Source organism: Pantoea cypripedii (assembly GCF_011395035.1).
Lineage (GTDB): Bacteria > Pseudomonadota > Gammaproteobacteria > Enterobacterales > Enterobacteriaceae > Pantoea > Pantoea cypripedii_A.
The window spans coordinates 417,236-430,078 of the sequence record NZ_CP024768.1 but is presented as its reverse complement, the minus strand read 5'-3'; the positions used below and the strand labels follow the sequence as shown (position 1 = coordinate 430,078).

General features: G+C 56.6%; 11 protein-coding genes. 6 read left to right on the top strand and 5 right to left on the bottom strand.

The genetic code is table 11. From position 1 onward, the window contains the following. Positions 1 to 14 precede the first annotated feature (14 nt). From CUN67_RS01940 to CUN67_RS01930, 3 genes are read right to left on the bottom strand one after another with little or no spacing between them, the layout of a single operon-like run. Positions 15 to 470, bottom strand: a complete 456-nt coding sequence (locus tag CUN67_RS01940) for a RidA family protein (RefSeq protein WP_084878278.1) — start codon at positions 468 to 470, stop codon at positions 15 to 17. Then, complete coding sequence (locus CUN67_RS01935) at positions 460 to 1,665, bottom strand: amidohydrolase family protein (protein ID WP_208713786.1); 1,206 nt, start codon at positions 1,663 to 1,665, stop codon at positions 460 to 462. The genes CUN67_RS01940 and CUN67_RS01935 overlap by 11 nt, the downstream gene beginning before the upstream one ends. Further along, entirely contained in the window at positions 1,662 to 2,618 is a 957-nt protein-coding gene (locus tag CUN67_RS01930) for a PDR/VanB family oxidoreductase (protein ID WP_208713785.1), read from the bottom strand. Before CUN67_RS01930 ends, CUN67_RS01935 begins: the two co-directional genes overlap by 4 nt. A 147-nt stretch (positions 2,619 to 2,765) precedes the next feature. Between CUN67_RS01930 and CUN67_RS01925 the strand changes: the two genes are divergently transcribed. From CUN67_RS01925 to CUN67_RS01915, 3 genes are all read left to right on the top strand, one after another. Then, positions 2,766 to 3,701 (top strand): LysR family transcriptional regulator, encoded by a 936-nt coding sequence (locus tag CUN67_RS01925; RefSeq protein ID WP_208713784.1) that lies wholly within the window; start codon positions 2,766 to 2,768, stop codon positions 3,699 to 3,701. Between the two features lie 297 nt (positions 3,702 to 3,998). Beyond that, positions 3,999 to 5,861, top strand: a complete 1,863-nt coding sequence (bglF, locus tag CUN67_RS01920; RefSeq protein ID WP_208713783.1) for a PTS beta-glucoside transporter subunit IIABC — start codon at positions 3,999 to 4,001, stop codon at positions 5,859 to 5,861. 15 nt (positions 5,862 to 5,876) lie between these two features. Continuing rightward, on the top strand, positions 5,877 to 7,271 hold the full coding sequence (locus CUN67_RS01915; RefSeq protein WP_208713782.1) for a glycoside hydrolase family 1 protein: 1,395 nt from the start codon (positions 5,877 to 5,879) through the stop codon (positions 7,269 to 7,271). A 98-nt stretch (positions 7,272 to 7,369) separates the two neighbouring features. Here the strand turns inward: CUN67_RS01915 and licT are convergent, their stop codons facing one another. Further along, positions 7,370 to 8,233, bottom strand: coding sequence for a BglG family transcription antiterminator LicT (gene licT, locus CUN67_RS01910; RefSeq protein ID WP_208713781.1), 864 nt, complete (start codon positions 8,231 to 8,233; stop codon positions 7,370 to 7,372). Positions 8,234 to 8,541: 308 nt separating this feature from the next. On the opposite strand from licT, the gene CUN67_RS01905 reads away from it, so the two are divergent. Both CUN67_RS01905 and CUN67_RS01900 read left to right on the top strand, forming a co-directional pair. Then, complete coding sequence (locus tag CUN67_RS01905) at positions 8,542 to 10,053, top strand: sialate:H+ symport family MFS transporter (protein ID WP_208713780.1); 1,512 nt, start codon at positions 8,542 to 8,544, stop codon at positions 10,051 to 10,053. A gap of 11 nt (positions 10,054 to 10,064) precedes the next feature. After that, entirely contained in the window at positions 10,065 to 10,760 is a 696-nt protein-coding gene (locus CUN67_RS01900) for an RraA family protein (protein ID WP_208713779.1), read from the top strand. 84 nt (positions 10,761 to 10,844) lie between these two features. On the opposite strand, the gene CUN67_RS01895 is transcribed toward CUN67_RS01900, so the two are convergent. After that, positions 10,845 to 11,750 carry a DMT family transporter gene (locus tag CUN67_RS01895; RefSeq protein WP_208713778.1) on the bottom strand — a complete coding sequence of 302 codons (906 nt, stop codon included), beginning with the start codon at positions 11,748 to 11,750 and terminating at the stop codon, positions 10,845 to 10,847. A gap of 253 nt (positions 11,751 to 12,003) precedes the next feature. On the opposite strand from CUN67_RS01895, the gene CUN67_RS01890 reads away from it, so the two are divergent. Next, entirely contained in the window at positions 12,004 to 12,843 is an 840-nt protein-coding gene (locus CUN67_RS01890; RefSeq protein ID WP_208713777.1) for a transporter substrate-binding domain-containing protein, read from the top strand.

Sequence of the window (12,843 nt, the reverse complement as noted above, 5' to 3'; positions counted from 1 at the left end):
CTCGCTTCCTCGTGTTATTGCGGCAACCACGCCGTCGCTTCAACTTCAATTAAGACATCCGGGCTGGGCAGCATTTCGCTCACCTGAACCACGGTGGAAACCGGCGGCGCATCGGGGTAAAACAGCTTGCGCACCCGGCTGTAGTGGGGAAAGTGGTCCAGATTGCGGAAGTACTGCACCAGTTTGATCACGTCGCTCATCTGGCCGCCCGCGCTCTCAATGGTGGTGCGGATGCTCTCCAGCACGTACCAGCTTTGCGCCAGAATCGGCCCCTCTTTGATATCGGTGGAGAACTCACCGGTACGCCCCAGCAGCTGTTGCGCCGCTGCGGGAATATCGTCATACCCCCGCACAATCAGTGCGGTTTGTGGGTTCACCGGGATAATGCCGGAGAGAAAAATAAAGTCGCCCGCGCGTCGCCACGCGGCATATTTCGCCAGCGGTTTACCCGCCCCAACATCAAGCGTCATCAGAGAATTCCCCATAACAGAGTCCCTGTTTTAGCCGATAGCGACGGCGGTGGCGCAGCGGCCAGCTGGCCGTATCGGCATCAGGGAAAATGACAAAATCATTCGCAGGCAAGGTTGCACCGTCATGCAGCGCCGTGCGCTGGCAAATCAGGGCCGATGCCTCATCAAAAGCCGCACCCAGCTGGGCGCTCAGCAGGCCGCTGAACAGGGTGTCGAGTGGGTCGTAGCTACCGACCGGACAGAAAGCATCCTGCACATTATCCGCCCCCAGCAGCAGCGGAATGCCGCGCGCCTGCGCTTCCTTAATCAGCGTTAAACCACGCTGACGCGGCGTGCGGCCCGGCACCGCGTCCTGCAACAACAGGTTGGTCAGTGGCAGCGCAATCAACGTGACGCGATGGTGCGCCAGCACATCAAGGATGGCGGTACCGTCGTCCTGCTGCGCCAGCGCACAACCGTGACTACAGGTGATGCGTCCGCTAAACGGATGCTGCTGCAAATAACGCGCCAGCCAGCGCAGCCCCTGGGCATCAGCACTCAACTCTTCGTCGATGTGCAAATCGATATCCAGCTGCCAGCGCTCGGCTGCCTGCAACAAGTGGGTGAATGCCTGAGCGTCCCAGTTGCTGCTGTGAATAAAGCCGCCGAGCACAGCACCGCTGGCCGCCACCTGAGCCGCGATATGCTCCGCCTGGTCGGCATCGGCAAAGAAAGTCACCGGGGCCAGCGCGACCCGTTCGATAACACATAACGGGTGCTGCAACTCGCCAACGATCTGCCACGCCAATGGCGCATCGGCAGAAAACCAGTCGATATGGGTACGCAGCAGGCCAACGCCCGCCTCCACCGCCCAGTTCAGCGCCTGAGTGGCTCGGCTGCGCAGATCGTCCGCGTTCCAGCGGTCACGGTCCTGATGCATGGCAGCAATGGCGGCCAGCAGGCCCGGCTGCTGCGCCGGACTGCGCTGCACGGTAAAGGTTTTATCCAGATGCGCATGGGGTTCAATCAGCGAGGGCAGCACCAGCGCACCCTGCAGCGCCAGATAGCCGCTGATGTCGCGATGTGGCTCGAAGCGGGTGCCATCGGCAGTGAAATGCAAGGTGGCCAGCGCCGGTTGCCCTTCCTGCATTGGCCAGCCTGCGGGTAACAGCCAGCGGGGTAAACGCGCGCCGGTCGCGCCGGGCCAGGCGTTCATAGATCGAGTACCAGCAGCGGGGAACGGGAGCGTGAGCAGCACAACACAATGCAGTCATTGGCGGCGCGTTCTTTCTGGCTCAGCACTTCATCGCGATGGTCCGGCTCACCACTCAGTACGCTGGTGATGCAGGCACCGCACATGCCCTGCTCGCAGGAAAGTTCGATCTCAATGCCTGCCCGCTCCAGCACCTCAGCAATGGTTTCATCGGCATCGATGGTGTAACGCACGCCGCTGGAAGCGATTTCAACCTCAAACGTGTCGCCAGCAACCGATTGCGCAGTGGCAACGGCTTTGAATTTCTCGCTATGCAGTTGCGTGGCCTGCCAGCCATGCTGCAATGCCAGCTGGTGCAGATGATCCATAAATCCAGCCGGTCCACAGCTCACCAGCGCGCTGTTATGCGGCTGGCGGAGATCGTCGGGAATACCCTGGCGCAGGCTGTCGCCTTCGCTGCTGTAATGCAGCTGAACGCGATCGCCCAGCCGCTCCAGACGGGTGCTGAACGGCAGTTCATCGTGACGTTTGAGATACAGATGCAGCGTGAAATCTGCACCGCGCGTTGCCAGTTCCTCCGCCATCACCAGCAGCGGCGTCAGGCCGATACCGGCCGCAAACAGCAGCGTGCGTGGCGCATCGGGTAACGGGAAATGGTTACGGGGTGCCGAGATGGCTAAGTTGGCCCCTGACTGCACATGATGGTGCAACCAGCGAGAGCCGCCGCCCGATGCCTGATCGAGACGGACGCAAATCTGGTAGTGATCTTCTCCGGCGGCTGAGCACAGCGAATACTGCCGCTTGCCACAGTCGGGAATGGTCACATCAATATGGGCACCGGGGGTGAACGCCGGTAGTGGGTGTCCACTGGCAGACGCCAGGGTCAGTAATACATTGCCAGCACCGTTGAACTGCTTTGCGATGACGGTGACAGCCAGATTCTCTGCCTGCTTCATAATAATCCTGCATACGACGGACTCGTCATCGGCCGGGAAGCCGCGCGTAGTCTTGTTTTTATCGTGATTGCGATTATTATTTTCCCTGTGTGTAAGCGTCCATCTGTTTAATTAGCACGAAGCGTTGCAAAAAAGAGAGCACCTGCTATGTTCGCCTTCTCCCGGTTTCTGATTTATTTCACCGAGGTGGCCCGCCAGGGTTCACTGCGTAAGGCTTCCGAGACGCTGCACGTGTCGGCATCCTCCATCGACCGGCAAATTTTGCGCGTGGAAAAGCAGCTGGATATGCCGCTGTTTGAGCGCCATCCATCAGGATTACGTATGACAGCCGCCGGGGAAATCCTGCTGAACGCGGCGAAGAACTGGCAACGCGAGTTTGGACGCGTCTGTACCCAGCTGGATGATCTGCGTGGCCTGCGCCACGGCCACGTGCATATTGCCACCATTGATGCCATCAACCGCGGCTTTTTCTCGTCGATTCTGCAACGTATCCGCACCGAGTATCCCGGCATCTCCTTTACGCTCACCACCATGAGCAATATCCATATCGCCAATGCGCTGACCAACGGTGACGCCGATTTCGGCATCATGCTTAATCCACAAAGTTCGCGCGAGTTGCTGGTGAAATCCTTCGCCGATTTACGGCTCGGTATTGTGGTCAGCAGCCAGCATCCGCTGGCAAAGCTGGAAAGCATCCGCTTCAGCCACTGTGAATCCTGGCCGTTTATCGTACCTGCCGCGCCATTGATGCTGGCGGAGCCGCTGGAGGCGCTGATGAACAGTTCCGGTATTACCCTGAATGAAGTCGGCCGCACCAACAATATCCATATGCTGCGTTCGCTGGTGCGTGATGATGTGGGTATCAGCCTGATGTGCTGGCTGGATATTGTGGATGAGTACCGGCGTGGCGAGCTGAAATTTATCCCGCTGATTGATAGCATTCTGAAGCCGTTCACCCTGTCGTTGTGCGTCGCCCCGCAGCGCCAGCTGTCGATTGCCGCGTCGATGATGCTGCGTGAGCTGGAGTCGTTTTTCGCGTTGATGCAGAGCGAAGAAGCCATGGCGGGTTCGGAAAAAGAATAATAGCCAGGTCGGCATGAATGCCGACCCTACATATGTAGGGTGCGCATTCATGCGCACCGGGTTCATTGTCATATCGTTACGGTATTTGTTGACCGCCTTCACATTTCCACCCTTCTCCCTTTGCCTGTTCTGCGTTAATTGCTGGAAGATGGCGGCGTTTGAGGATTGTTACTGCTGACGCAGGCAAAACCTAAATCGCACCGCATTCGGATTTCCGAGCGCGGTGCGATTTAGGTTTTTTTTTGCCTCCAATCCGGGAAAACCCGACAACAACAGCCGAAAAAGCGGGAGTGTGGTATGCCATATCAGGAACTGGCCGACGAAATTGTCGAAGGTGTGGGCGGTAAAGCCAACATCATCAGCGTGGTGCATTGCGCCACGCGTTTACGCTTTAAACTGAAACAACCGGGCAAAGCGCACACCGCGCAGTTAAAAAATAATCCCGGCATCATCATGGTGGTGGAGAGCGGCGGCCAGTATCAGGTGGTGATTGGCAACCATGTTGGCGATGTTTACCAACAGGTGGCAGGGCGTCACGGACTGGAAAGCGATGGCGCAGAGCGTGCCGATGAACCAAAACAAACCCTGTTCGCGCGTTTTATCGATCTGGTTTCCGGTATCTTCACCCCGTTTATTGGCGTGATGATCGCCTCAGGCATCATCAAGGGTCTGCTGGCACTGGCACTGGTGCTTGGCGTGATGCAGCAGGAGAGCGGCAGCTACAAATTGCTGTTTGTCACCAGCGACGGCCTGTTTTACTTCCTGCCGATTCTGCTGGGCTACAGCGCCAGCAAGAAATTCGGAGCAAACCCGTTTGTCGGCATGGCTATCGCCGCCGCGCTGGTGCATCCGCTGATGCTGACCGCGTTCGAACAGCAGCAGCAGGGCCAGCATTTCAGCTTCCTCGGCATTCCGCTGGAAATCCTTAACTACAGCGCCTCGGTGATCCCGATTATCTTCTCCTCCTGGGTTGCCAGCCTGATTGAACGCGCGGTGCACCCACGTTCACCGGGGGCGGTACGCAATTTCACCACGCCACTGATCTGTATGTTGATCACCGTGCCGCTGACCTTTCTCGCCATTGGTCCGGCGGCGACCTGGCTAAGCCGGATGCTGGCCGAAGGTTATCTGTGGATCTACAGCCTCAGCCCGATGGTAGCCGGTGCGGTGATGGGGGCGATCTGGCAGATCTGCGTGATCTTCGGTCTGCACTGGGGACTGGTGCCGATCATGCTGAACAACCTTGCCAACTTCGGCCATGACACGCTGCTGCCGCTGCTGATGCCCGCCGTGCTCGGCCAGGCAGGCGCCACGCTCGGCGTGATGCTGCGTACCCGCGAGGCCAAAGTGAAAGCAATGGCAGGATCCGCCTTCAGCGCCAGTATCTTCGGCATTACCGAACCGGCGGTGTACGGCATCACCCTGCCCCATCGTCGCCCGTTTATCTTCGGCTGTATCGGTGGCGCGCTGGGTGCAGCGATTCTTGGCTTCTGGCACACCACTATTTACTCCTTCGGCTTCCCCAGCATTTTCACCTTTATTCAGGTGGTGCCCACCAGCGGCATTGATGCCAGCGTCTACGCTTCTTTTGCCGGGGCGGCAGTGGCGTTGCTGTTCGCCTCTGTCACAACATACCTGTTTGGCCTGCCGACGGTGGCAGAGCAAAGTGCGCCGTTAGCGGAAGCGGAACCGGCCTCTCCGGTACGCAAACAAACCGTATTTAGCCCGATCTCGGGCAAGGTACTGGCGCTGGAAACGATCAAAGATGAGACCTTCGCCAGCGGCCTGCTGGGTAAAGGCGTTGCCATTGTGCCGGACAATGGCCGCGTGGTGTCGCCGATTGATGGCGTGGTGTCGTCGGTATTCCGCACCAGTCACGCCATCGGGCTAACGGCAGAGGATGGCGCGGAAGTGCTGATCCACGTCGGTCTCGATACCGTCAAACTCGACGGTAAATTTTTCACCCCACATGTCGCCGTGGATGACGTGGTAAAAGTGGGCGATCTGTTGCTGGAGTTCGATATCTGCGCCATTGAGGCGGCCGGTTACGATCTCACCACCCCGGTGGTGGTCAGCAACAGCGATGAATTTATTGATGTTTTACCCCTGCAACCGTCTGTGGTCACGGCCTGTGCGCCGTTACTCAGTGCGGTGAAATAATTGAGGAGCTACAAGATGAACTCACGTTTCCCGGATGGATTTTTATGGGGCGGCGCTGTCGCTGCTAACCAGGTAGAAGGCGCTTATCAGACCGACGGTAAAGGTTTGTCCACTTCCGACCTGCAACCGAAAGGCATTTTTGGCGATCGCGTTGAGCGCCACGCCGGAGATTTCGGTATCAAAGATACCGCCATTGATTTCTACCATCGCTTCCCGGAAGACATCAAACTGTTCGCCGAAATGGGTTTTACCGTGCTGCGTACCTCGATTGCCTGGACGCGCATCTTCCCGCAGGGCGACGAAGCCGAGCCGAACGAAGAAGGTCTGGCGTTTTACGATCGTCTGTTCGATGAGATGGCGAAATACAACATCCAGCCGCTGGTCACGCTGTCGCATTATGAAATGCCGTATGGCCTGATCAAAAAGTACGGAGGCTGGGGCAGCCGCACCACCATCGATTGCTTTGAACGCTATGCGCGTGCGGTGTTCACCCGCTTCCAGCACAAGGTGAAGCTGTGGCTGACCTTCAATGAAATCAATATGTCGCTGCATGCGCCCTTTACCGGCGTGGGTCTGCCGGAAGAAAGCAATCAGCAGGCGATTTATCAGGCGATTCACCACCAGCTGGTTGCCAGCGGACGCGCGGTTAAGGCCTGCCACGAGATTGTTGCCGGCGGCAAAATCGGCAACATGCTGCTGGGTGCGCTGCTGTACCCGCTCAGCTGTCGCCCGGCGGATGTGATGGAGACCATGCAGCAAAACCGTGAATGGCTGTTCTTCGGTGATGTGCAGGTGCGCGGTTACTATCCGGCGTATATGAAACGCTTCTTTGCCGATCGTCAGATCCAGATCGAAATGACCGAACAGGACAAACGCGATCTGCAAAACACCATCGATTACATCTCCTTCAGTTACTACATGACCGGCTGCGTCACCACCAATGAAGAAGAGAATCAGAAAGCGCGTGGCAATATTCTGTCGATGGTACCGAACCCGCATCTGGCCAGCTCAGACTGGGGCTGGCAGATCGATCCGGAAGGTCTGCGCATCCTGATGAACCTGCTGTATGACCGCTATCAGAAGCCACTGTTTATCGTGGAAAACGGTCTGGGTGCCAAAGATAAGGTCGAAGCCGATGGCAGCATCAACGATGACTACCGTATTCAGTATCTCAACGACCATCTGGTACAGGTGCGTGAAGCGATTGAAGACGGTGTGGAAGTGATGGGTTACACCTGCTGGGGACCGATCGATTTGGTCAGTGCCTCGAAAGCGGAGTTCTCCAAACGCTACGGCTTTATCTACGTCGATCGCGATGACAACGGCAACGGTACGCTGGCGCGCTCACGTAAGAAAAGCTTCTTCTGGTATCAGGAAGTGATTAGCAGCCACGGCGCTGCACTGAAGTAAAACGCCTGGTCGTGTAGCGGCGCGATTTATCGCGCGGTTTTTTGGTGCCGCGCACTGGATTGCGCGATAAATCGCGCCGCTACAGATCGTGCCGTTATTCAGGCTTCGTCAGGATCTTCCTGCAACGCACGCGTCTCTTTACGCACCCGCTCAATATGGATGGTGAGAAACATCCGTTCCTCATTCGACAGGGCGTACTGGTATTTCTGCTGAATATGCTGATCAACTTTGAGGGTGCATTGATAAGCTTCCGGGTACTTGTCGCGTACCACATCGTGCAATGATTCATCCTCACTGCACACGCCGCGTTTGCCCAGCATGCGTTGCGCGAAGAATTTCAGATGGTTAACGAAACGGTTGTAGCTCAGACTTTCTACGCGATAATCCAGCTGCAGGCGATACCTCACGATTTGCAAAATATCCTGCATAAAACGCGTGATATGCGCGACATCCGACATATCGTTATCGAGCTGTGCATTGACCAGATGCATGGCGATAAACCCCGCTTCATCCTCCGGCAGCCGTTCACCGAGACGCTTCTCGATGATCGCCAGCGCCTCCAGCCCAAGTGCATACTCGTTGGGGTACAGGGTTTTGATCTCCCAGATCAACACATTGCGGATCGGCAGATTTTGCCGGTGGCGTTCAATGGCAAAGTTGCAGTGATCGCACAGGGCGATCGACAGGCTTTCGTGCAACGCTGATCCCAGTTGCTGCCTGGCGCGCGCGATGATCAATTCGGTGGTGGTGATCACCTCGATCGGGATCTCCGAGAGCAGCTCACTCAGCCGACTGGTCAGCGCATGGTTTTGCAGCGCAAACACTTTTTCAATCAACTGCGCATCCAGCGGGTCACCCACGCGTTTTTGAAACGCCAGCCCGCGTCCCATCACCACCTGTTCCTGGCCCTGCTCGCCCAGTACGATAGCCACATTATTATTAAGTATTTTCGCAATCTTCATTATGCACCCTGCGGCAAGCTGAAATCAGGATAACGGTGATTTGACGCCATTTCATTGCGCCTATGATACCAGAACCCCATACAATAAAATTATCCCCCCATAATAAAATCCAATAAATTTATTTATCATTGAGTTAAATCAACACGGGATTTTATTTCGTGATCGCCCCGCTGTTAGCCGTAACACAACATCCGTAACACGTTATTTATCCGGTAGGCTTCTTCAAACAGAAAAATAAACACCCTGAACCGGACGTGCTCGCACGCCCCTTATTTCTCTTACCCTGTAAATCGTATCAGGAGCCTGTCATGCCTGAAGAAAGTACGCTATTACCCTGGTATAAACGGCTGAATCGCCAGCAATGGAAAGCGTTCTGGGCCGCATGGATGGGTTATATGCTGGATGGTTTTGATTTCGTCATTATTACGTTAGTGCTTACGGAAATAATGGCGGAATTTAATGTTACCACCGCAGAAGCCGCCGCATTAATTTCTGCCGCCTTTATTTTACGCTGGTTTGGTGGATTAGCCCTCGGCGCGATGGGGGATAAATACGGACGTAAAAGCGCGATGATCGCCAGCATTATATTATTTGCCGGTGGCACCTTCGCCTGTGGCATCGCCCCGAACTATACCTGGATGTTTATCGCCCGTGTTTTGGTCGGCATTGGCATGGCCGGAGAATATGGCACCAGCTCGGCCTATGCCATCGAAACCTGGCCGAAAGATATGCGTAACAAAGCCAGTGCCTTCCTCAATTCCGGCTTTTCAGCCGGGGCGATTCTGTCGGTGCTGGCTTACAGCTGGGTGGTGCCGCTGTGGGGCTGGCGCTCGTTATTTTACCTCGGCATTATCCCGGTGTTCTATGCCCTGTGGCTGCGCCGGGCCATCCCGGAAGCCGAAGAGTGGGCGGCGGCCAAAGCCAAAGCGGCAAAACCCGCAGAAACCATGATCGATACCCTGTTTCGCGGGCCAAATCGCCTGCGTAATACCCTCAACCTGCTGCTGGGTTTACTGGCTGCCGCGTCGCTCTACTTCTGTTTTGATCATCAGACTTCCGGGCTGATGACGGCGGTGCTGGCTGTCATCACCGCCGCGATCTTTATCCGCTTTCTGATACAAAGCGGCGGAGATCGCTGGCCCACCAGCCTGATGCTCACCGTCACCATCGTCTGCGTCTTTCTCTACGGTTGGCCAATCCACGCGCTGCTGCCAACCTACCTGAAAACCGAGTTGCATTACTCGCCGGAGGTGGTGGCACTGGTGTTCTCCTTCAGCCGCTTCGGTATGGGCCTCGGTTGTTGCATGGCGGGCATTGCCGCTGACCGCATCGGCACCCGTAAAACCTATGTGCTTAGCCTGCTGATTGCCCAGATGATCATCATCCCGGTGTTTATGCTTAACGGCTCCAGTGTCTGGCTGCTGTGCCTGTTGATCTTCCTGCAACAACTGTTTAGCCAGGGGGTCGGTGGCCTGCTGGCGAAGATGATCAGCGGCTACTTCGATACCGAACAACGCGCCGCCAACCTCAGCTTTATTTACAACATCGGCTCACTCGGCGGGGCGCTGGCACCGGTGCTGGGGGCGCTGATCGCCCAGCATGCTTCTCTCGGCAGCGCCCTTGGCGGTCTGTCCTTCGGCCTGACGTTCGTGGTGATGCTGCTGATTGGTTTTGATATGCCCTCTCGCGTGCAGCGCTGGCTAAAACCGCAGGCCGTGCGCCACTACGACACCGTCGATGGCACCCCACTTGCTGGCGCGTTCACGCGTGAAGAACGTGCTGCTCAGCCCCTTACCCCAATTAACTCAGGCAAACCCTGAAAGGAGAACCTATGACCGCAGGAAACCGTATTTATTTACACCGCCCGAATGATGCCGAGCCGCTGCTGGAAGCGTTCCGTACCCTGCCCGCAGCAGTAGTGGCGGATTGCATGAGCCGCCTGCCCGCACTCTCGGCAGAGATCAGTCTGAAAACCGCGCCGCAGCAACCGATTATGTGCGGCCTCGCGGTCACAGTGAAGGCGCGTTCGGGCGATAACCTGATGCTGCATAAAGCCATGGATATCGCCGGTCGCAACGATGTGATTATCCTGTCGAATGAAGGCGACCGCAGCCAATCGCTGATGGGTGAAGTGATGGCGACTTATGCCAGACAGCGCGGCATGGAGGGCATTGTGCTGGATGGGCCGGTGCGCGATATCGATGGCTTATCGCGCATGGATTTCCCGATCTACGCCGCAGGCGTGACGCCGGGTGGCCCGTTTAAAGATGGTCCGGGCGAAATCAACGTGCCGATTGCCTGTGGCAAAATCCATGTCGCGCCGGGCGATATTATCCTCGGCGATACCGACGGCGTGATTGTTATTCCCCGCCAGGATGCGGCGCGCATTCTGGAGGATGCACTGGCGTATTTGCAGGTGGATGAGCACAACTTCGAACTGGCGAAAACCGGCTCGCTGGAGCGTGGCTGGCTGGATGACACGCTGCGTCAGAAAAAGGTGGAAATTATCGACGATATTTATCGTTAAACGATCTGCCTCCTGTAGCGGCGCGATTTATCACGCGTCTTTTAAAACCCGCGCGATAAATCGCGCCGCTACAACACGCAGAATTTATGATGTGGTGCTCACTAGCTGTTTCCGCTGACGCTGCTCGCGCCAGACGGCAAAAATCCCTGCCAGCGCCACAATCGATGCGCCCATCAGCGTGTTCTCTCCTGGCAGGCTGTCGAGGAACAGATAACCAATTACCATCGACCACACCAGGGTGGTGTAATCAAACGGAGCCAGCAGGGAGGCATCAGCATAGCGCAGGCTCAGCGTCACCAGAATCTGTGCCATACCGCCAAACAACCCGCAGCCAATCAGCAGCAACAGCTGCGTGCCGTTGGGCATCGCCCAGCCAAATAGCGCAGTGGCAAGGCCGATCGCCGTTGTCATCAGCGAAAAATAGAACACAATCGCGCCCGGCTTTTCGATACCGTTGAGGAAACGAATTTGCACGTTAGAGATGGCAGTACAAAAGGCAGCAACCAGGGCGCACAGCACACCCACTCCGGCACTGGCGTGGGCAACGCTGCCGGAAAACAGGGTCAGTTTGGAAGATAACATCATCAGAATGCCGGAAAGACCCACCACCACCGCCAGCCAGCGCGAAGCCCGTACCCGCTCTTTCAGCAGCAACGCCGCCATGATCACCGTAAATAACGGTGCCGCATAGCTGAGCGCCGTGGCATCGGCCAGCGAGATATAAACCAGCGCCAGATAGTTGAAGTACATGCCACCGGTGCCAGAAAAGCCACGAATCAAATGGCCGAACAGATTACGGGTCTTCAGGCTTGCCAGCACCTCCCCCTGAATTTTCAGCCATAGCAGCAGCGGAAACAGCGCCACAAAACTGCGGAAAAAAATCACTTCACCGGTGGGAATGGTGCCGTTCAGTCCCTTCACGCACGCCAGCATCAGGGTGGAACACAGCGCCGCCATTATCTTCAGTAATACGCCTAATCTGGCATTCATTGCGTTAACCTTACTCTCTCTCTGCCAGTCACCTGCCGGCAGGACAACGTGCCTACGTTAGGGAGAGAATGCGGCGCGCGATAACACTTTTTTGTTCTGCCTGAATAGCAATAACTTATCGTCGTCAGTCATAGCATTTCGCTATTGCGCGACAGGGTTTCCCTCTTATTCGCCTTAAAACAAAGCCGATATAGTCCGGGAAAAGTGTCAATTTCCCGGCGCGGCCGCGATAACCATCATTGAGGGGCATAACATGACCATGAAAAGACGTACCACCATTGGGCTGGCGCTGCTGCCGCTGCTGGCTATCACTGCCGCCCATGCCGATCTGATGACAAACATTAAATCGAGCGGCGAACTCAAATGCGCGGTGTATTCCGATGTGCCGCCCTTCTCCTCGCCGGATCCGCAAACCCGTCAGCTGGCGGGCATGGATGTGGATTTGTGCCATGCGCTGGCTAAACAGATGGGCGTTAAAGCCACGCTGGTGCCGACCTCGGTAGAAGCGCGTATCGCGGTGATCGCCACCGGCCGTGCCGATGTGTTGATCGCCAACCTCGCCTACACCAAAACCCGCGGCAGCCAGATCCAGTTCAGCGACCCCTACTACGTCGCCAAAGAGATGCTGCTGGTGAAAGCGCCGCTGGCTGACAAACCCCTCAGCTACTTCAAAGGCAAGCGCATCAGTGCCACCAAAGGCACCACCTCGGAACAGTCGATCTACCTGAAAGGGGCAAAAGCGGTGACTTTCCAGGACACTGCCTCCGCCTTCCTGGCCGTTGAGCAGAACAAGGCGCTGGGCTTTGTCACCAACACCATGACCGGCGTCAAGATGATCACCCAGGCGAAAAAAGACGGTATCGACCTCGCGATGATCAAAGAACCGATGGCGCTGGAACCGATTGGCATCGGGATGAAGCGTGATGAGCCTGCCCTGCTGGCCAGCGTGAACAGCGGCCTGAAGGCGATGGACGATGACGGCACCATCGACAAAATCTGGGATACCTGGATTGGGCCGAAGACCGAATACAAAATGGTGCGTGAAGAGCGCGTACAGCCGCTCGCCAGTCTGAAATTCGAACCGCTGGAATAA